The organism is Candidatus Krumholzibacteriia bacterium, assembly GCA_035649275.1.
Lineage (GTDB): Bacteria > Krumholzibacteriota > Krumholzibacteriia.
The window spans coordinates 14,218-33,270 of sequence record DASRJW010000145.1 but is presented as its reverse complement, the minus strand read 5'-3'; the positions used below and the strand labels follow the sequence as shown (position 1 = coordinate 33,270).

Sequence of the window (19,053 nt, the reverse complement as noted above, 5' to 3'; positions counted from 1 at the left end):
CCGCCCAGGGCAGGTCGTCTGGCCAGGGCATGGGCGACGTGATCGCATCACGCGCCAGGAGGGTGCCGCCGAGGACGTCGAGGTGGCCGCGGTAGGCGTCCACCGTGCCCGATTGGCGCAGGCGGTCGAAGCGCAGCAGCGGGATTCCGAGCCGGCGCAGGAGCAATGCGGCTTGGCCGCGGTGCCAGACGGCGCGTACCCAGCGTGCCGTGTCCGGGACGTAATCGGTGAAACGAGAATGACCTTCGACCATGCGCCGCACCCGCTTCAAGCCACCGGTCATGTAGAGAACGGAGAGATCGTCGGGGATTTCCGCCCACTGGTGCGATTGGAAGCGCCCGCGTTCGTCGAGACCTTGCTGACTGTGCAGCGTCACCAGCAAATCCGCCATGGGATTCCCTTTCATGTCGTACCGGCCACGAGATTAGGCGCCCCCACGCCCGACGGCAAGCCCGGCGATGCGGCAATGCAGTCAACAGACCGACCTACTCACTGGATCCCGCCTGGCACTGAAGCTATAATGACGTCACCGTTACCTGAGGCGAAGAAAGGACGCGATGCGCGCTCGGGCCTCGTGGTCAGCCCGTGGACACCACAGGCTCCGTCGGAGAATCGGTCTCTGCCTCGGCCTCCTCCTCCTCTTCCCGGCGGCCGGACGCACGGGCGGCTATCCCGTCACCGCGTTCTCGACCAGCCTGCGCCTGGCGCCGGAGCTGGTGGACGAAACGAGCCTCCTCTTTCAGTTGCCACAGCGCGCCGGCCTGGCCGGGAGCCAGGTGTTCGCCGTCAACAATTTCTACACTCCTTACTACTTCACGTCGGGGCGAGGCATTACCTACGATCTCTTCCCCTACTCCCAAGGGCCGACCCTCGGGGTCCTCGGACACACGCATGGGCAGAGCCTGTTCCTTCTGGCGCAACCTTCCGTCCATTTCGCCCAGAGCACCCTGATCCAGGTCGGCTGGGGGGCGTCGTGGCGATGGTTGCGCGCCGGCATCGCGGCACGCAACGACCACATCGAATCAGAGAATTCGACCATCGAGAGAAGCGTGTCGAACGGACAGGCCTACGACTACCTGTACGCCAGCTCCACGACGAACGAGATCTGGGAGGGCTCGATCGGCATCGGTGTTGGCAGCGAGGGCCTCGGCTTCGATGTCGCCGTTGACTTGCAGCGCCCCGAGGAAGCGGCGGAGATCCAGGTTCTCAGCTCCGATACTCTGGCGGTGCATTGGGAAACCGACGACGATCTCTCCACGCAGATCTCCGGACGTCTTCACGCCAGACTCGGCGACTCCGTGGAGTTCGTCGCTGCTGGCAGCTGGGGTGAGCTCGAGGTCGATCGGCAGGGAAGCCTTGCCGGCGACGACACCCTTTTCACCCACTTGCTCTCTCTGAAGAGCTGGTCAGCCGGTGCGATGGTCTCCTTCCCCGCCGGCGGGCTGGACGCATTCTTCGTTTCCGGCTATTGGGAGCACCGAGAGATCCCGGGCTCGCTCTACTTCAGCAACACGGATCTCGGCAAGGAAGAGCGTGACCGTGCCTCCCTGGCTTTCGCTCTCCGCCAACGGCTTTGGCGGCAACTCTGGGGGCAGGCTGGAATCGCGATGTACTGGGTGAAGACCGGATCCGAGTTCCGAGAGCTCACCACGGATCGCGACCGACTCACCCGCAACGGGCAGCAGTCCCTCAGCGGGGACTTCGCCTGGGGGGTTTCCTACTCGTGGCGGTATTTCGACACCCGCGCCGCCGTGAGCGAGACTTTCGACCTGACCAACCTCTTCCTGTCCCTGGACGTGTTCGTGCATCCGTGAAACGGACTGTACCGCTGTCGTTGCAGAGGAGAAGGACATGTGGCAAAGCCCCGGCGCCCGGCGCCTCGCGAGCAGGGTCGCGGGTTGGATGACAGGGGCTCTTGCCTACGCAGCGACGGACGCCGGGGCCGGCGAGTTTCCCATCACCGCCTTCTCTTCCAGTCTGAGCACGCTTCCTGAGTACGTGGACGAAGAGGCGCTGCTCTTCCAGTTCCCGCAGCGGGCGGGCGTGACGAACACCCGCCTTTTCGCCTTCGGCTTGGGGTCCCGGGAGGCCCTGGGCGTCGCCGGCAATTGGGGGAGCCATGGTTTCTTTCTGCTCTCACAGCAGGGAACGCTCTTTGGATCTTCCCTCCTCCAAGGGGGCTGGGGCGCTAGCTGGCGTGGATTGCGTCTAGGGGTGGCCGGACGCGCGGCTCGCACACATGACGAGGCCGGATCTCTCTACACGTCCCAGGACCCTTTCTATGGCAACCAGCTCACGGTGGACTTCGATGGCACCGAGCGCACCTTGTGGGAGGGCTCCTTCGGTCTCGGTCTCGGCGGGAAGAATGCGGAAGTGGATCTTGCCGTGGACGTGACGTCGATCCAGGCCGAGCTCACTTACCTTCATCTCGACTACGGGCGGCCACCTGCAGACACCACGCTGGTGCATCTCGAGTCCACCGAGGACCTGGGGCTGGGCGGTGTCGCGCGCCTTCGCTGGCATCTCGGGGGCGGCGTGGAGGTGGTCGGGGCCGGGAGTTGGCATCGGGTCGAAGACAACTACGATGGCCTCGAATACATAGCGAGCCGGCTCAGCACCGTCTTGCTAGAGCACGAGCTGGAAAGCTGGTTCGCCGGGCTCTCCGTTTCCTTCCCAGCCGGCCGGATCGACTGGATAGCCTTCACCGCTCACTGGCAGCATCTCGAAGACGGGCAGCGGAACTCATCGGCGCGGAACCAGTCGACGGTGACGGACGAGGATGGCATTCTTTCCGTCGCCTTGAGGCAGCAATTGTGGCAGGACCTCTGGGGGCAGGCCGGGGTGGAGATCGGCTACAGCCAGCTCGAACGGCACGAAACCAGGCTGAGCAGCGACGGTCAGAGCCTACAGGAGCGTGTCTCCACGTCTTCCACCCTCAGCGAGAATTTCGCCTGGGGCGTGAGCTACGTGTGGCGCAACGTCGACCTCCGGGCCGCAGTGCGCGAAACCTTACCGATTTCGAATCTCTTCTTCGCTCTCGACTTCACCGTGCACCCCTGACCCTAGCGTGCGGTGGAATCGTGTGCCGGCTGCGGCGGCGGACGCAGCACGCCGCGACGGTCGCGCTGCGGACGACGACGCTACGCCACCACGGACCGGCTGCGGTGATTGACCCTCCCGGATTGGTCTGTTAGCTTCCCGAGCGCTTGGCAGGCGAGTTCCAGTCGGCCCGGTGATGCGCCGGTGTTCCTAGGATGGACACAGGCGCGCCGGTGCGCCAGCGAGGAGAGCGAAGTGGCGAGCCCCAATACGACCTACGATGTGGTGATCATCGGCAGCGGCCCCGGCGGCTACGTGGGCGCGATCCGCGCCGGCCAGCTCGGGCTCCGCACCGCCCTGGTGGAGAAGGATCCGTTCTTCGGCGGCACCTGTCTGCACCGTGGTTGCATCCCCGCCAAATCGTTCCTCCACGACGCTGCCGTGTTCGCCCAGACGCTGAACGCTCTCGAGTACGGCGTCATCGCCGAGAACGTGCGTCTCGACTTCGCCAAGGTGCAGAGCCGCAAGAGCGGCGTGGTCAAGAAGCTCGCCCAGGGCGTGGAAGGACTCCTGAAGAAGAACAAGGTCGAAACTTTCCGCGGCTTCGGCCGCCTGGTGGGGCGTGACCGCGTGGAGGTCAAGAAGCCCGACGGCACCACGGTGCAGCTCGGGGCTCGCCACATCGTGTTGGCCACGGGCTCGGTGCCGCGCTCACTGCCGGGCCTCACCGTGGACGGCGAGCGGGTCATCAACAGCGATCACGTCCTGGAGCTCACCGCCGTGCCCGAGTCGATGGTCGTCCTCGGCGCCGGCGCCGTGGGTGTCGAGTTCGCCTCGGCGTTCGCCCGCTTCGGCAGCAAGATCACCTTGCTGGAGATCCTGGAGCGCATCCTGCCGTTGGAAGACGTGGACAGCTCCAAGGAGCTCGAGCGGGCGCTCCGCCGGCAGATGAAGATCCACACCGCGACGAAGTTCGAAAGCGTGGAGAAGACGAAGACCGGTGTGCGCGTCCAGGCCAAGAGCACCGCAGGGGAGGCTCTCACCTTCGAGGCGGAGAAGCTCCTGGTGTCCGTGGGGCGCAGCCCGCTGATCGAAGGCCTCGGCCTCGACGCGGCGGGCGTGCAGACCGAGCGCGGCTTCGTCAAAGTGGACCCATTCATGCGCACCAATGTCCCGGGCATCTATGCCATCGGCGACCTGGTGCCGACGCCGGCCTATGCGCACACCGCCTCCAGCGAGGCGATTCTCGCCGTGGAGCACGCCGCCGGCCACGAGGTGCGCCCGCTCGACTACGACCACATGCCGAACTGCACCTTCTGCGATCCCGAGGTGGCGAGCGTGGGGCTCACCGAGGCCGAAGCACGCAAGCGCGGCCACGACGTCAAGGTCGGCAAGTTCCCGCTCCCGGTCCTCGGCAAAGTCATGATCCTCGGCGAGAGATACGGGATGGTGAAATTCGTCGCCGACGCCAAGCATCACGAGTTGCTGGGGGTGCACATCGTCGGCCCGCACGCCACGGATCTCATCGCCGAAGCGTGCATCGCCCTCACCAGCGAGGCGACGGTGGACGAGTTCATCGCCACCGTCCACGCCCATCCGACGGTGGCCGAAGGAATCAAGGAAGCTGCCGAGGGCGTCTTTGGCAGCGCCATTCACCTCTAGGCGGACCCGTGCCCGGCGTCGGCGTCCTGCTCTACGCGGCGCTCGCCCTTGCCATCGTGCTGGCGGGAGTGCACGCGGATCCGCGTCCCTGGGGCGTCCATTCTTTCGCTTTCCTGCCTCGCCCTCTCTGGCTCGCGGCGGCGATCGTCCTCGCGCTCTTCCTTGTCCCCGGCGTGGCGCGGCGGGCTGGCCAAAGCGCCGGCTGGATCGGTGCGCGACTCTCGCGCCTCCCCGTGCTCGCCGTCGTGGCGCTCGCCAGCGCTCCCGTCTTCTACCTGGCGCGGCTCGAGTACCAGTTCCTCGGCGACGGCATGGTCTGGGTGAACGCCATCGACGAAGGCAAACCGTTCCATCATTTCGAGCCGCTGGCAGCCACGCTCACCCGTCTCCTCGCCAAGGCATGGGCGCCAGCGCACCCCGGGACGGCGGCGGGTGCCTTCTCTCTCGCCCTGGGACCGGTCTACCTCCTCGTCACCGCTCTTCTTTGCCGCGCCTTGTGGAAGGATGCAGCGTCACGTGGCCTCGCCTGGCTCTTGCTCCTCCTGCACCCGGTGCTGTTGCTTTACTTCGGTTACGCCGAGAGCTACCCGCTCTTGCTCGTCGTCGAAGTGGCCTTCGTGCTGACGCTTGCTCGAGCTGCGCTGCGACGCCTTCCACTCGTCGTCCCGTCCCTCGTGCTCGGCCTCGCGATGGCGACGCATCTGACGGCGATCGCCTGGGCGCCGGCGCTCGTCGTCCTGGCGCTGGGACGCAGCGGCGCACCTGCCAGAGCGCTGACGAAAACAGCATCGAGGGTCGGGCCATCCGGAGTCCCGGCGGGATTGCTGGCGGGTCTCGCTGCCGTTGTCCTCGCGCTGGGAATCGCCGCCGCCACCGCGGGCGCCGTGGGCAGCTCCCCCACCCGTCTCCTGCGCGACGTGCTCGGTGGCTCCGGGTTGGGCGGGGAGTCCTTCCGCTGGGTTTTCTCCAGCCGCCATGGCATCGATCTGCTCAACGAGTTGCTGCTCTTACTGGCGCCTGTGTTCGTTCTCCTCGGCGGCGCCTTGTCGGGGCCATCGAGGTCGGCAGCTGCCGCCGAGGGGAGAACACAAGCGGGGGAGAACCGACAACGCGCGCCTCGGAAGGCGGTGAGGACGACAGCAGACGCCGGCGCGCTGCTCATGCCCCGAGCCTTCTGGAACTCTGTCGCAGCCCTTCTCGTCGGCACGCTCGCCGTGGCGTTGCTCGTCGAACCCCGGATCGGCGGGGCGCGGGATTGGGATCTCTTCGTGCCGCTCTTGCTCCCTGCGGTCCTGCTGGCGGTGCACGTGGCGTCCACTGCGCCCACCGCGACGGTCGGCCGCGCTCTCGTTCTCGCCCTGGTCATGCTGGTGGGTTGGCTCGCGGTGGGACTGCATGCCAAGCGCTCGGCCCAGCGGCTCGAGGTGCTCCAGGAGCCGCCCGGCACGTTCAACAGATTCGCCCGCGGCTACGCCAACGAAACGCTTGGCATCTACTACCGTGGGCGCGACCTCGAGGCCGGGTGCGCCGCCTGGTTGCGCGCCACCCAGGCCAACCCGGCGAATCCGCGCTACTTCAACAACCTGGGGATGGAAGAGCTGAAGCGGAACAACATTGCCGCCGCGTGCGTCGCCTTTCGCCGCACCCTCGAGCTCGGCATGGACGAGTACTTCGTCCGCTACAACGTCGCCAACTGCGACCGCCAGGAGGGGAACCTGGAGGCCTCGGAGAAGCAGCTCGATCAGCTCATCGCCCGCTGGCCCCAACGCTGGGAAGGTTTCAGCGCCCGCGGTAAGGTGCGGCTTCGACTCGAACGTCCGGGCGAGGCGCTGGTGGATCTGCAAACGGCGGCGCGCATGCAGCAAGATGCCGAAACGTATTACTCGATGGGGCTGGCGCTGGAGGCGCTCGGACGCCTCGCCGAGGCCCGGTCCGCCTGGGAGCGCACGCTGCAGCTCGCACCGTCGCATGCTGCGGCGCGCGAACACCTGCAGAAGTAGCCGCACCTCCGCCTCCAGCCCCTGAGCGAGAGGTGGCCAAGGGGCGAGAGGCCGGTCAGGGGCTGAGCGAGGAGGAACTGGGGCCGGGCGGGCTTCAGCCGCGCAGGTCTTCGCTGAGCGCCTGGCGCTGCGTGGAGGTCAGCTGGGTTTCGCAGGTGAGAGCAGGGAGGTCGCAGCCGACGGCGACGGGGGTGCGGCCGCCGGTGTCGAACTTGAGGTATTGCACCGCGCTCAGCCGATCCTCGCCCACCTGTCCGGGGTCGTAGGTGGCCGCCACGCGGCTCCCATCGTCGAGACGCAGGTAGAGATGTCGCGGCAGATCGAGCCACTGCCGCAGCTTCTCGGCGCGCAATCCGGGGTCGTCGATCTCGATGAGGAGCGAGCAACCCAGCTCGCCAGGGCCGCCGAGGATGCCATTGTAGGTGTCGATCTCGTGCTGGATGGCCGCTTCCTTGACGATGCGCTCGGCCAGCAGCATCTCCTGCACCTGGTAGCGCATGGTCTCGGTGTTCTCGAACAGGAAGGTGAGGTACTCGCCGCAGTGCACTCGGCGTGGCGCCTTCACCGCGAGCACGCGCTGGCGCTCCGCGTCGCGACGCTCCTTGTAGGTCTCGTAGTCCGCGATCTCGTCGCGGCTCAACGGTCTCGCCATCGTCACTCCTTGGCCGGGGCGGGCGGCCCGCCGTCGCTCGCCGCCGTCGCGGCGACGGGAAGCGGGAAGCCGTCTTCCCGGTAGGCCCGGGCGAGCACCGTCATCGGGTGCAGCGCCTGCCTGCCCGTGTGCTGCTCGAACTGCAATGCCGCGAGCGGACAATCGGTGACGCAGAGCGGCGCCGCGTGCTCACGCACCGCATCCAGGGCTTTCTTGCCGTGGCGCTGCGAGGCCTCGAAGCCCCGCGTGGTCATGGCCCAGGTGCCGTCGTGGCCGCAGCACTCGGTGGTGGTGGCGGGAGCGACGCCGGGGATCTTCCTCAGCAAGTCGCGACCCTTGAAGCCGATGCCCTGAGCTCGCAAGTGGCAGGGCGCGTGGTAGACGAAAGAGCTGCCCGGGGAGCTCTTGAAGTCGGTGCGGAAGCGCGCTTCCTCACGCAAGGACCAGACGAACTCGCTCACGTCACGCACGGCTCCAGCAAGTCGCCGGGCCCGCTCGCGGTCCGGGGCGTCCACCAATTCCGGGTATTCGCGACGCAGCATCATGGAGCAGGTGGGATTCAAGACGAGGACCTTGGCGCCTCGATCGACGAAGGGCAGGAGGAGATCCAAGTTGTGTCGGGCTTGCGCCAGGAGGCTCTTGCGGTCGCCGTGCTCCCATGCCGGCATGCCGCAGCAACGCAAGCCCCGCGCGCAACGCACATCCACCTGATTCCGCTGCAAGACTTCGATGCTGTCCCGCCCGAGCTCGGGCAGGTTGTGCTGCACGTAGCAGGTCTGGAAGAGAACGGCCTCGCCCCCTGCCGCGGCGTGGACGAGGCCCTGGCTCACTGCCCAGGACTCGAAGCTGCGGCGGGCGAAGCGCGGCAGGAGCTTGCGGCGGTGCACGCCGAGGAGCTTCTCCAGCAGCCAGCGCGCTGGGGCCAGTGTGTTCGCCAGGTTGGCGAGGCCGAGGCTGGCGCGCGCCAAAGCTCCGGCTGTATCGGGAGCACCGAGCAAGCGCTGGGCGAACGGCACACCCCGGGCACGGGTCCGCTGCGCTTGCCAGCGGTGCACCAGGCGCGGGAAGTCGAGCTGGTATTCGTGCCCGTCGCGCACGGTGTAGGGGCACTGCACCTCGCAGAGCTTGCACTGGAAGCACCCATCCATCACGGCGCCGGTCTGCTTCGCGTCGAGGCGCCGGATGTCGCCGCCGAGCGGCCCATCGAGGAGCGCGAAGAGGGTAGGGAAGGAGTCACAGAACTTGAAGCACAGCCGGCAGCCGTGACAGATCTCGAAGGTGCGCTTGACCTCGGCATCGAGCGCCGCGGCATCCCAGTACTTGGGCTCCGCCGGGTCGTAGGTGAGGCCGGCCGTGGGCTGATAGGAGACGGGCTTGTCGTCCACAGAGTCCCAGCGTTTCGGAAGCCGCGGACGGGCGAGCGGCGGCGTGGCGAGCGCCGCCGCTCGCGGCCCGTCCGGGAACAGGTGTGTCTCAGCCGATGCTCTTGAGCATCTTCTCGAAGCGGCCGGCGTGGGACTTCTCGGCCTTGGCGAGGGTCTCGAACCAGTCGGCGATTTCCGCAAAACCTTCGGAACGAGCCGTCTTGGCCATCCCGGGGTACATCTCGGTGTACTCGTGCGTCTCCCCGGTGATGGCGGACTTCAAGTTCAGCGAGGTGTCGCCGAAGGGCAGATTCGTCGCCGGGTCGCCCACCTGCTTCAGGTAGTCCATGTGGCCATGGGCGTGCCCGGTCTCGCCCTCGGCGGTTTCGCGGAAGTTGCCGGCGACCTCCGGATAACCCTCGACGTCGGCGACCTTGGCGAAGTAGAGGTAGCGGCGGTTCGCTTGGGATTCGCCGGCGAACGCCGCCTTGAGATTCTCGTGCGTCTTCGTACCCTTCAGCTGCGCCATTTCATTCTCCTCCACATTCGCGGCAAATGACCTCGTACTCGATGTACAGGTTCGTCACCCGCAGCCCTTCGGGCAGTTCCGCGGGCTTCGCGGGCCTGTCGATCACATGCGGATCGATGTCGAACACCCGACCGCAACCTCGGCATACGGCATGGTCGTGGTCGAGCGGTGTGCCATCCACGCGCAGACGCCCCGACCTTCCCGAGACCTGGCGGATCAGTCCGCGCTCCAGCAGGGAATCGATCGTGGCGTACACCGTGGACAGGGAAAGAGAGGGAAACTTCTCCTTCAGGGACTCGTGCACCATCTCCGCCGTCGGGTGCCGGCGATCGGTTTCCAGCGCCTCGAGGATGGCGACGCGTGACCCCGTCGCCCGCAGGCCGGCCTCGCGGAGCCGTTCGGCCAGCAACGTCGTGGGGTTTCGGTTGGGGACTGTCACGGAAGAATTCCCTCCAAGGAACTTTTCCGGAGTATATGCCAGGCGGCCGCCCTGTCAACCCCCCTGGAGCACCTTTCTAGGGTCCTGGGGACTGGTGAGGCCCTGAGGCCGGGGACGGTGGTCCCCGGGGATGTCAGGGTTCGGGCTTTTCTCGGGGAGCTCCGTCCCGGGAAGAAGCCCCGATTCACACCTTGGCCAAGGCCCGGTCGTAATCGGGTTCCTGGCCGATCTCGGGCACCTGCTCGGTGTGCAGCACGCGGTTGTTCTCGTCGAGGACGACGATGGCGCGGGAGCACAGACCCGTAAGAGGCCCGTCGGTGATCTTGAGCCCATAATCGTCGGCGAAGCGGGAGCGGAAAGTCGAGAGCGTGATGGCGTTCTCGACGCCCTCGCTGCCGCAGAAGCGCTTCGCCGCGAAGGGCAGATCCGCCGAGATGTTGAGGACCACGAGGTTCGGCTTGGTTCTGGCGCGCTCGAAGAACTTCTTCACCGAGGTGGCACAGATGGACGTGTCGACGCTGACGTAGATATTGAGGACCTTCTTCTTGCCGGAGAAGGACGCCAGCGTCGCCGTGGAGAGGTCCTGCTTGACCAGGTCGAATTCCTTTGCCTGGCTCCCGATCGCCGGCAGCTCGCCGCTCGTGTGGATCGGGTTGCCCTTCAGGGTGATGCGGGCCATGCGATGCCTCCTGTGACTGAAATCCTTGCCGCGCAGCGACGTGCCGCGGAGCGTGCCGTGCGGCAGCTCGCCGGGCTTCGGGCTGGCTCAAGGGCGGTTCAGGTTAGCACCTGGGCGCGCGCGAGGGAAGCGGGGTGGACCGAACGCGTCAGAGCGGGTTGGCGGTGCGGTAGGCGGCGGTGAAACGTCCCAAGTAGTAATCCAGCTCCTCCCGCAGCACCTGGCGCCAATTGTTGCTGGCCTCGCCGATGCCGCCGATGCTCCAGGTCACGACGCGGAGCGGAGCAGCCTTGGGATCGCGCTCGAGACGCGCGATTTGTCGGAGCTCCAAGCGGAAGCTGAACGAGCACTGGTCGAAGGTGGGATCGACGTTGGCGAGGAGTTCGATGTGCAGCTCCGGGCCATCCGGCGGGGGCTTCGGCATCTCGTCCAGGATCGGGATCTGCGCCTGGCGCAGCTGCAGGACGACGGCGGCGAAGAGGACGTCGGTGGTGACGCCCTTGGCCTTGAGCTCGGGAGAAACGGCGGCCATGGCGACGTGCACGCCCTGGAGACCGCGGAGCGACTTCACCGTGGTGGCGTTGTCCTGGGCCGGAGCCGGACTGGGAACGAGGAGCGCCACGGCCAGGCAGAGAGCACCGGCGGGGCGAAGGAAGCGGGTGAAGGCGAAGCGCAACATGACCTGAAGAAAGGGCGGGCCGAAAGAGGCGAGTCTTCCGGCCCGTCTGCCTAGCGCAAGGGTTACTTCGTGGCGCCGCGCCGTGCCTGCGCTTTCAGCTCGCGCTGCTTCCGGTTGCTGCGCACCGCGAAGTAAGAAAGGCCGATGATGACAGCGACGACGACAAGGACCAGATCGATCGACATGTTCCACAAACCTCCGTGGTGTTTCCCTCGGTGGCCTGCGGGTCCTCAACCCTTGGCCATGTCCAGAAGGGCCCGGAACAACTGGAGCATGCCGGGTGCCAGGATGACCACCAGCAGCTCGGGGAAAATGCAAAAGACCAGGGGGAAAACCATCTTCACTGGGGTTTTCCGCGCTGCTTCCTCGGCGCGTTGCCGCCGCCTGGTGCGCAGCGAGAGGGCGTGGGTTCGGAGCGCCTGGCCGATGCTGGTGCCGAAACGGTCGCTCTGGATGAGGACGGCGACCAGCGCGCGGACTTCGTCCACTCCCGTGCGAATCGCGAGATTGCGCAAGGCCTCGAGGCGGCTGATGCCGGCGCGCATCTCGCTGTTGACCATGCGCAGCTCCTCGGACAGAGCCACCGAGTTCAAGCGGACCTCCTTGCCGACGTTGAGGATGGCCGCGTTCAGCCCCAGGCCTGCCTCGACGCAGATCACCATGAGATCCAGGGCGTCCGGGAGTGCCAGCGTGATCTCTTGGCGCCGCTGCCCCTGCTTCCAGCGCAGGAACATCATCGGCGCCATGAAGCCGATGACGATGCCGAGGAAGGTGAGCATGAGGATCTCGCTCTGCGGCCGCCCGAGGGACGTCGTCACCATGAAGGAGGCGATACCGACGGCCGCGGTGCACAGCACCCGGAAGCCGACGTAGATCCCCGGCGCGTCCAGGGAGCGGTAGCCGGCCTGGGCGAGCTCCCAGCGCAAGGTCTCGCTGGTCACCTGCATGGGCAGGAGCCAGCCGAAGACGCCGATCAGACGCCCGAGAAACGGCGCCCGCTGCTGCAGGATCTCGTCAGGGATGATCTTGCGGCGGTCGCTGGTGGTGCGCACCTCACTGAGACGATGGGAGAGCTGCCGCTTGTTGCCGCGCATGAGCACGATCCCACCCACGCCGGTGAGCAACGCGAGCGCCACGAGTGCGGAGACAATGATCAGCATCGCGTCCTCCTAGACCTTGATCGCAACGATGCGGCGGATGAGCAGGTAGCCCACGATTTGCAAGGTCAGCGCTCCGGCGATGAGGTACTTCCCGGCGGGATCCTGCAGCAAAGTTCTCATGTATTCCGGTGCCATCACCGAGACGAGGCCGGCCATGGCCAGGGGCAGGATGCTGAGCACCATCCCGGAGAAGCGCTGCGAAGCGGTGAGGGCGCGCACCTCGCCGAGGATGCGGAAGCGCTCGCGGATGATGTGCGCCGTCCCCTCCAGGATCTCCGTGAGGTTGCCACCCGTCTCGCGCTGCAGGATGACGGCGGTGACGAACATGCGGAGCTCGGCGCTGTCCACCCGCGCGGCGAGATTGCGCAGGGCTTCCTTCATGTCGAGGCCCAGCCGATTCTCCTCGAAGACGATGGTGAACTCCTTCGACACCGGCTTCGGGCACTCCTCGGCGACCACCTGGATGGCGCCGCTGAAGGCGAGGCCGGCGCGGAGCGCCCCGGTGAGGATGTCCAGCGCGTCGGGGAACTGCTTCTCGAACTGGGACAGCCGGCGGCGCTTCTTGTGCACCACCACCATGACCGGGATGCTGCCGCAGAAGAGGGCGGCCGGGACGCTCGACCACCACCAGTGCGAGATCTGCAGCGCCACGAGACCGCCACCGAGGGCACAGCCCAGCATGATCATGAGGAACTGGCTGAGGCGGATGGTCAGGTCGCTTTGCGCCAGGAGGAGGTCGAGCCTCCGGGCCCAGGAGAGGTGCTCGAGCAGCGCGTTCAGCAGCGGCACCGAGCTCAGCTTCATGTCCCGCATGATGGCCGGCGCCACGTCCGAGTCCATCACCGTGTCGCCCGAGACCTCTTGCAGGCGCTGGCGGGCCGTGCGCACGCCCAGGGAGCGCACCAAGAGGGCGATCCCGGCCATGGCGCAGGCCACGGCGAGGGAAATGCCGATGCTGAGGACGAGCAGGTTGGTGTTCATGCGCTCTAGATCACCCGGCCTTCACGGAAGAGGTCGGCCGAGAGCGCGACGCCGCTCACCGCGAGGCGATCGGCGAACTTGGGACGGATGCCCGTGGCGACGTACTGGCCCATGACCTTGCCGTCTTCGGCGATGCCGCTCTTGCGGAAGACGAAGATGTCCTGCATGGCCACGACCTCGCGCTCCATGCCGACGATCTCGCTGATGCCCACCACACGCCGGGTGCCGTCGGCCATGCGCGTCACGTTCACCACGACGTCGAGGGCGGCGCTGATCTGCTCGCGCATGGCCTGCGCCGGCAGGTTGACGCCGGTGAGGAGCATCAGGGTCTCCAAGCGGTGCAGGGCCTCGCGGGCGCTGTTGGCGTGCACCGTGGTCAGCGAACCGTCGTGGCCCGTGTTCATGGCCTGGAGCATGTCCAGAACCTCGGCGCCGCGCACCTCGCCCACGATGATGCGGTCGGGGCGCATACGCAGGGAGTTGCGCACCAGGTCGCGCTGGGTGATCTGGCCCTTGCCCTCGATGTTCGCCGGCCGGGTCTCGAGGCGCACCACGTGGGGTTGCAGGAGCTGCAGCTCGGCGGCGTCCTCGATGGTGACGATGCGCTCGTCCGGCGGGATGTAGGCGGAAAGCGCGTTGAGCAACGTCGTCTTCCCCGAACCCGTGCCGCCGACGATGAGCATGTTCAAGCGCGCCCGGATGGCGCCCTGGAGCACCTCCGCCATGCCGTTGGTGATGGAGCCGATGGCCACCAAGCTGTCCATGTGCAGCGTCCGCGTCCCGAAGCGACGGATGGAGAGGATGGGCCCGTCCAGCGCCAGGGGCGGAATGATGGCGTTGACGCGGGAGCCATCGGGGAGGCGCGCGTCCACCATGGGGGAGGACTCGTCGATGCGCCGGCCGACCCGGGAGACGATGCGGTCGATGATCTTCATCAGGTGGTCGTTGTCGTCGAAGCGAGCGTCGGTCGACTCGAGCTTGCCGAAGCGCTCGACGAACACGGCCTTGTGCGTGTTCACCAGGATGTCCGCCACATCCGGGTCATGGAGGAACGGCTCGATGGGACCGAGGCCGAAGGTCTCGTTGAGGATCTCCTGCTCCAGCCCGTTACGCTGGCTCTCGCTCAAGGGGATGTTTTCCTCGGCGATGAGAGAGGAGATGATGGCGCGCACCTGCACCCGCAGCTGGTCCTGGCTCACCGTCTCGAGAGAGGCCAGGTTGATCCGCTCGATCATGGTGCGGTGCACCTGCGCCTTGAGCGACTGGTGGCGCCGCGCCAGGGCGTGGCCCATGCCCGGAGTGGACGGGGCGGCGGGCGCGGCCGGCACCGGACGCTTGGCAGCGGCGGTCTCCGCGACCACGGGCGCCGGGGTGGAAGCCGCCGGGCGCGGCGGGGCGGTCCGTCGGAAGCTATCGCGCAGCGACATGTTGCTCCTCCATGAGCCGACTCAGTGCGTGGGCGCCGGGGCGGGCACGGCGTCCGTCTCCTTGCTGGTCTCGACCCCCGATGACAGCTTCTCCGCATACTCCTCGAAGCTCTTGGCGAGCTTGCTGCGCGGCGCCCCGATCATGAGCGGCACGCCGGCGTCGATGGAATGATTCGCCACCTGGTAATCGTTGGGGACCAACCAGGAGACCTGCAGGCCCACGGCACCTTCGAGATCGCGGATGCGCAAGCCGCTTTTCTTGTTGTTGTACCGGTTCACCACCATTTCGAACTTGTGCTCGTTCATCTCGAGCCGGCGGAAGAGCTCGAAGTAGCGCTTGGCGTTGCGGATCGCCGGCAGGCTCAGGGTGGCCACGAGGAGCACCCGGTCCGAGAGGTCGAGCACCTCGAGCGAGCGCTCGTCGAGGTGGCGATCGGCATCGACGATCACGAAGTCGAACATCGTGCCCAGCATGCCGAAGACCTCGACCATCTGGTTGCGATCCACCTTCTGGCCGTCCTCGGCGGTGCCGGTGGCGTTGAGCAGCATGACGCCGGAGTTGTGAGCCGAAAGCAGCGAGCGCACCTCGCGCTCGTCCATGCCGGTGCTGCCGTGCAGATCGGCGATGCTGTAGCGGGGCTTGAGATCCATCATCAGGCTGAGATCGCCCATCTGGAAGTTGAGGTCCACGAGGGCCACCCGGGTGCCGGGGCGCTGCGCCAGCGCGACGGCCAGGTTGGTGGCGACGATGCTCGCCCCCGAGCCGCCCTTGGTGGAGAAGAGCGACACCGTGCAGCTGCGGCGGCGGCCGGAGGGCACGATCTGTCCCATGAGCTTGCGCAGGTGCTCGATCGCCTTGTCCAGGTCCGCCGCCTGGACCGGGCGGTTGACGAACTCCTGGGCCCCGGCCCGCATGCTGTTGAGGATCAGGTCGGAGGAGACGTGGTCGGCGCTCAAGATGATGCCGCACTCCGGCAGCTCGCCCCGGATGCGCTGCACCGCCTCGAAGGCCTTCTCCGCTTCCGCCGGGACCTCGAGGAGGACCAGGTCGGGGAGGAGGCCACGCACCTGGCGCAGCCCCGCCTTGAGGTCCGCCGCCTCGCCGACGAGCCGGACGCCCTTGTCCGCGAAGTGTTCCTTGATCATGGCCGCAGTCTTCTCGTCGCGGTCGATCAGGACCAGCTTGAGAGGACGCTTCTGGCTGTCCAAGCTCATCCCGGCTCCTTCATTCGATGAGACCGATTCCTTTGACCATCGACGAACCGTTGCCGCCACCCGGGCAAGGGAGCCCTTGGGTGGTGATCTTCATGAAGCGGCCGACGACGTCACCCTGACCGTTCTGCCCTTCGATGAAAAAGGCGCCCACGCGCGTGACGTGGACCCAGCTTCCCCCCGAGGTCGGGGGCCGGGTGGGATCGAAGAAGGGCACGAGCACGATGCGCGGGCTGGTCCCGTAGGCGGAGTTCACCACCGTGCCCGAACTCGCATTCCAGCGCGCCCCAGGATCCTGGGCGAGGAGCGCGGTGACCCCCTGGCGCGTCGGGCCCGACTTGTTCCCCGTCTCGGTCTGCAGCCGGTCGCCCGGTCCGACCAGGTACGGCTCGCACTCGGAGATCCAGGTCCGGTACCACTCGCCACCGGAGAGCGGTTTCTCACCGGGGTAGTCCAGGGGCGGGTAGCACACGGGGAAGAACACCCCCCGCTCGATCGCCTGCTGCGGGTTCCCCACCTTGAGCACGATGGACAAGCCGATGTCGCCGGGGGCCTTGTATCCGGTCACGTCGGGGTCGTAGGCCTCGCCAGCGTCATACTTGTTGTTGGCGTTCACGTCGTTCCAGCGATCCGGGATGGACCAGGGCTTCAGGCACGGGGTTTCGCACACGTCGTAGCACCAGGCCTCGGCCACGGCGGTGACGTCGGCGGTGTTGGAATTGAAGGGATCGACGATCCGGCGGAAGTAGGTGCGCAGCGGGTCCCCGGTGGCCGCGGTCCTGTGGGTCGTCACACGGATGTGGTCGGCCTCGGGGAAGGACACATCGTCCGGCGTGATCACGACGTCACGCATCGAGTCCTGCACCGCCCGATTGAAGCCGGCGAAGGCGATGGCCCGATCGGTGGCCTCGGCCTCGTCCGCCGCCAGGAGCCCCGAGGCTCCGGCCAGCGCCGCGGCGTCGGCGGCCTTCTGCAGCTGGCCCTTCGTCGTCATCAGCACCGCCCCATCGATGGCGATGATGGCGAAGGAAATGAGCGCGGCGATCGCCACGGTCACCATCAGGAGGGCGCTACCGCGGTTCTGGCGGGAGCGGAGTCGACGCGAACGCATGCTGCGATCCTTTCAGTCCTTCGTCCGCAGATCCGGCATGGCCGAGCCGGCCGGGTAGGCGCGGGTGATCTTGGGCGACACGACGAGCAGGAGCTCGGTCTGCTGCTTGCCCGAGCTGTAATCGGTGAAGAACCAGCCCAGCAGCGGCAGGTGCCCGAGCAGGGGAATCTTGCTCACGACCTTCGTTTCCTCTTCCATGATCAAGCCGCCGATGACGAGGACTTCGCCATCCTTGAGCTCGACCGTGGTCTCGGCCTTGCGCGTGCGCAGGGCCGGCACCCGGAAGCCGGAGAGCTGGATGCCGTTGCCGAAGTCGAGGCTGCTGACCTCGGGCGAGACCTTGAGGTTGATGACCGCGGAGTCCACGATCGTGGGCAGGAAGCCGACCTTGACCCCGAACTCCTTCCACTCGATGGTCACGGTGGAACCGCCGGTGCTGCCGGCGCTGGCAATGGGCACCGGGATCTCGCCACCGGAGAGGAAGCTCGCGTTCTGACCGCTGGAGGCGCAGACGTTGGGCTCGGCCAGCAGCTTGAGCACGCCGTTGGCCATCAGGGCCTTCATCATCACTTGCAGCTCGTCATCGCCGCGGAGGTAACGGAAGGCCATGCTGACACCCTCGACCGCGCTGCTCACGCCCTCGAGGCCGGTGCCGAAGATGGAGAGCGGGATGCTCGGCGTGTCCACCTGGCCGCCGTAGCTGCCCAACACACCCTTGTCGCCGTTGGGATCGTTCGTGCCCTTGGCGCCGTAGCCGAGGAGGTCCACACCGAACTCGGCGGCCTTGGTGCGGTTGATCTCTGCGACCTTCACCCTGAGCTCGATCTGCTGATCGCTGAACGGGCCCTGGACGATGACGTCGAACACTTGTGAGCGGTTGAACTCGTCCCACACGACCAGCGTGGTGAGCCCGATGTCCTTGCCGTTCAGCAGCACTTCTTTGGGGCCGGCAACGATCACGTCGGCCACCTTGGTGTCGGCGATGGAGACGGTCTTGACGTTCTGCGGGAGCTGCCGTGTCACGGACTGGCCCACGGTCACCCGGATCTTGGGATGGGCGCCGAGGGCGGCCCCAGGGGCCAGGGCCAGCACGAGCGCCACGAGAACGAAGAAAATGGGGCGTCGCATTGCAGACTCCATTCCGCAGAGCTTGACCATTTAGAGTTCCGACCAGAGGCCCGGGGCCTGATGGCCCCGGGGACTCACTGCTTTTCTTCCTCGGGTTCGCCGGTTTCCCCTCAGGGATTGGGCTTCTCGCCCGTCGGCGAGTTCTGCTTGCTGATGTTCCCGCCGCGGATGACAGTGAACGACGGGTCCGGCTTCGGCGCCGGCGCCGCAGGCGGCGGCACGACGGTGGGCTTCACCTCGGGCTTCCTGACCGTCTCCGCCGGACGCTGCCGCGTCACCTGCTTCTCCGCCGCCATGCCGAGGACCGTACGCGTGTTCATCGCCTCGATCTTGACGACCTCCGTATCCACCGGGTTGCGCAGCACCAGGTGGATCTCTCCCTGCGCCAGACCCAGGGCCACGGACTCGGCGCCGGTCGGATCGACGAGGAGGGTGACGGTCTGGGTGGTGATGTGGCGCTTGCCCTTCTCATCGGTGGTGACACCGGCGGCGAGCACCTCGGCGTTCTGGAGCACGGTCTTGGTGACGGCGACGTTGGCGCCGCCGGCGTTCTCCACCGTGACCAGGATGTCCACGCGGTCCCCGGGCAGGACGAAGCCGCTCACACCGGTGACCTGGTCCACCTCGACGCTGATGGCACGCATCGACGGCCGCACCAGCACCGAGAGCCCGCCACCCACGGAGGAGAGCTTCGAAGCCAGGACCGGCTCACCAGTGACGAGGAACACCTTCGAGGTCTGGCCGAGGACGCTGTCCAGGGAGGCATAGGCGCCGCGCGGCAACGCATCCTTGGGGAATTGCGCCAAGTTCAGATGCTCTTGCTCGAGCTTGGTGCCAAACGTCAGGTCCTTGGAGGCCACGACGACCGGCACGGTCTCGACCGCGCGCTGCCGGTCCGGCATTTTTTCCAGGTACTGGTACGCAGCCCACCCGGCTCCTGCGGCAAGCAGGATCGAGACGGTGAGCAGGACGATTCCCTTCGAATCCATGG

19 protein-coding genes are annotated in these 19,053 nt (G+C 66.9%); 4 read left to right on the top strand and 15 right to left on the bottom strand.

Translation table 11 applies throughout. The annotated features are described in order from the left end of the window. On the bottom strand, nt 1-391 hold a 391-nt coding region (locus VFE28_16540; protein HZM17604.1), incomplete at its 3' end, for a hypothetical protein. 166 nt (nt 392-557) lie between these two features. On the opposite strand from VFE28_16540, the gene VFE28_16535 reads away from it, so the two are divergent. From VFE28_16535 to VFE28_16520, 4 genes are all read left to right on the top strand, one after another. Further along, a complete protein-coding gene (locus VFE28_16535; protein HZM17603.1) occupies nt 558-1,814 on the top strand; it encodes a hypothetical protein in 1,257 nt (418 codons plus the stop codon). Between the two features lie 37 nt (nt 1,815-1,851). Next, nucleotides 1,852-3,060 carry a hypothetical protein gene (locus VFE28_16530; protein ID HZM17602.1) on the top strand — a complete coding sequence of 403 codons (1,209 nt, stop codon included), beginning with the start codon at nt 1,852-1,854 and terminating at the stop codon, nt 3,058-3,060. 234 nt (nt 3,061-3,294) lie between these two features. Continuing rightward, complete coding sequence (lpdA, locus tag VFE28_16525) at nt 3,295-4,701, top strand: dihydrolipoyl dehydrogenase (protein ID HZM17601.1); 1,407 nt, start codon at nt 3,295-3,297, stop codon at nt 4,699-4,701. Nucleotides 4,702-4,709: 8 nt separating this feature from the next. Continuing rightward, nucleotides 4,710-6,701 carry a tetratricopeptide repeat protein gene (locus VFE28_16520; protein HZM17600.1) on the top strand — a complete coding sequence of 664 codons (1,992 nt, stop codon included), beginning with the start codon at nt 4,710-4,712 and terminating at the stop codon, nt 6,699-6,701. A 94-nt stretch (nt 6,702-6,795) separates the two neighbouring features. On the opposite strand, the gene VFE28_16515 is transcribed toward VFE28_16520, so the two are convergent. The 14 genes from VFE28_16515 to cpaB form a co-directional block, all read right to left on the bottom strand. Further along, entirely contained in the window at nt 6,796-7,353 is a 558-nt protein-coding gene (locus VFE28_16515) for a DUF3501 family protein (GenBank protein ID HZM17599.1), read from the bottom strand. 2 nt (nt 7,354-7,355) lie between these two features. Next, the gene (locus VFE28_16510; GenBank protein ID HZM17598.1) at nt 7,356-8,738 is read right to left on the bottom strand and encodes a heterodisulfide reductase-related iron-sulfur binding cluster; all 1,383 of its coding nucleotides are present in this window, start codon (nt 8,736-8,738) and stop codon (nt 7,356-7,358) included. A gap of 88 nt (nt 8,739-8,826) precedes the next feature. Beyond that, on the bottom strand, nt 8,827-9,246 hold the full coding sequence (locus VFE28_16505; protein HZM17597.1) for a rubrerythrin family protein: 420 nt from the start codon (nt 9,244-9,246) through the stop codon (nt 8,827-8,829). A 1-nt stretch (nt 9,247) separates the two neighbouring features. Then, complete coding sequence (locus VFE28_16500) at nt 9,248-9,685, bottom strand: Fur family transcriptional regulator (GenBank protein HZM17596.1); 438 nt, start codon at nt 9,683-9,685, stop codon at nt 9,248-9,250. A 184-nt stretch (nt 9,686-9,869) separates the two neighbouring features. Then, nucleotides 9,870-10,364: a thiol peroxidase gene (gene tpx, locus VFE28_16495; protein ID HZM17595.1), complete on the bottom strand. Its 495-nt coding sequence runs from the start codon at nt 10,362-10,364 to the stop codon at nt 9,870-9,872. Between the two features lie 148 nt (nt 10,365-10,512). After that, the gene (locus VFE28_16490; GenBank protein ID HZM17594.1) at nt 10,513-11,043 is read right to left on the bottom strand and encodes a hypothetical protein; all 531 of its coding nucleotides are present in this window, start codon (nt 11,041-11,043) and stop codon (nt 10,513-10,515) included. 62 nt (nt 11,044-11,105) lie between these two features. Beyond that, nucleotides 11,106-11,228 carry a hypothetical protein gene (locus tag VFE28_16485; GenBank protein HZM17593.1) on the bottom strand — a complete coding sequence of 41 codons (123 nt, stop codon included), beginning with the start codon at nt 11,226-11,228 and terminating at the stop codon, nt 11,106-11,108. Between the two features lie 45 nt (nt 11,229-11,273). After that, entirely contained in the window at nt 11,274-12,203 is a 930-nt protein-coding gene (locus VFE28_16480; protein HZM17592.1) for a type II secretion system F family protein, read from the bottom strand. A 9-nt stretch (nt 12,204-12,212) separates the two neighbouring features. Beyond that, nucleotides 12,213-13,184 carry a type II secretion system F family protein gene (locus VFE28_16475; GenBank protein ID HZM17591.1) on the bottom strand — a complete coding sequence of 324 codons (972 nt, stop codon included), beginning with the start codon at nt 13,182-13,184 and terminating at the stop codon, nt 12,213-12,215. Nucleotides 13,185-13,189: 5 nt separating this feature from the next. Continuing rightward, on the bottom strand, nt 13,190-14,611 hold the full coding sequence (locus VFE28_16470) for a CpaF family protein (GenBank protein HZM17590.1): 1,422 nt from the start codon (nt 14,609-14,611) through the stop codon (nt 13,190-13,192). Nucleotides 14,612-14,632: 21 nt separating this feature from the next. Next, nucleotides 14,633-15,826: a response regulator gene (locus tag VFE28_16465; GenBank protein ID HZM17589.1), complete on the bottom strand. Its 1,194-nt coding sequence runs from the start codon at nt 15,824-15,826 to the stop codon at nt 14,633-14,635. Between the two features lie 10 nt (nt 15,827-15,836). After that, nucleotides 15,837-16,934, bottom strand: a complete 1,098-nt coding sequence (locus tag VFE28_16460) for a pilus assembly protein TadG-related protein (GenBank protein ID HZM17588.1) — start codon at nt 16,932-16,934, stop codon at nt 15,837-15,839. A 12-nt stretch (nt 16,935-16,946) separates the two neighbouring features. Next, nucleotides 16,947-18,062: a pilus assembly protein N-terminal domain-containing protein gene (locus VFE28_16455; protein ID HZM17587.1), complete on the bottom strand. Its 1,116-nt coding sequence runs from the start codon at nt 18,060-18,062 to the stop codon at nt 16,947-16,949. Between the two features lie 110 nt (nt 18,063-18,172). Next, on the bottom strand, nt 18,173-19,051 hold the full coding sequence (gene cpaB, locus VFE28_16450; GenBank protein ID HZM17586.1) for a Flp pilus assembly protein CpaB: 879 nt from the start codon (nt 19,049-19,051) through the stop codon (nt 18,173-18,175). Between the last annotated feature and the right edge of the window lie 2 nt (nt 19,052-19,053).

Bases quoted from the DNA above. Each gene is read 5' to 3' on its own strand.
- VFE28_16535 (HZM17603.1), top strand. From the start codon at position 558: ATGCGCGCTCGGGCCTCGTGGTCAGCCCGTGGACACCACAGGCTCCGT.
- VFE28_16530 (HZM17602.1), top strand. From the start codon at position 1,852: ATGTGGCAAAGCCCCGGCGCCCGGCGCCTCGCGAGCAGGGTCGCGGGT.
- VFE28_16515 (HZM17599.1), bottom strand. From the start codon at position 7,353: ATGGCGAGACCGTTGAGCCGCGACGAGATCGCGGACTACGAGACCTAC.
- VFE28_16505 (HZM17597.1), bottom strand. From the start codon at position 9,246: ATGGCGCAGCTGAAGGGTACGAAGACGCACGAGAATCTCAAGGCGGCG.
- tpx (HZM17595.1), bottom strand. From the start codon at position 10,364: ATGGCCCGCATCACCCTGAAGGGCAACCCGATCCACACGAGCGGCGAG.
- VFE28_16490 (HZM17594.1), bottom strand. From the start codon at position 11,043: ATGTTGCGCTTCGCCTTCACCCGCTTCCTTCGCCCCGCCGGTGCTCTC.
- VFE28_16485 (HZM17593.1), bottom strand. From the start codon at position 11,228: ATGTCGATCGATCTGGTCCTTGTCGTCGTCGCTGTCATCATCGGCCTT.
- VFE28_16480 (HZM17592.1), bottom strand. From the start codon at position 12,203: ATGCTGATCATTGTCTCCGCACTCGTGGCGCTCGCGTTGCTCACCGGC.
- VFE28_16475 (HZM17591.1), bottom strand. From the start codon at position 13,184: ATGAACACCAACCTGCTCGTCCTCAGCATCGGCATTTCCCTCGCCGTG.
- VFE28_16470 (HZM17590.1), bottom strand. From the start codon at position 14,611: ATGTCGCTGCGCGATAGCTTCCGACGGACCGCCCCGCCGCGCCCGGCG.
- VFE28_16465 (HZM17589.1), bottom strand. From the start codon at position 15,826: ATGAGCTTGGACAGCCAGAAGCGTCCTCTCAAGCTGGTCCTGATCGAC.
- VFE28_16460 (HZM17588.1), bottom strand. From the start codon at position 16,934: ATGCGTTCGCGTCGACTCCGCTCCCGCCAGAACCGCGGTAGCGCCCTC.
- VFE28_16455 (HZM17587.1), bottom strand. From the start codon at position 18,062: ATGCGACGCCCCATTTTCTTCGTTCTCGTGGCGCTCGTGCTGGCCCTG.
- cpaB (HZM17586.1), bottom strand. From the start codon at position 19,051: ATGGATTCGAAGGGAATCGTCCTGCTCACCGTCTCGATCCTGCTTGCC.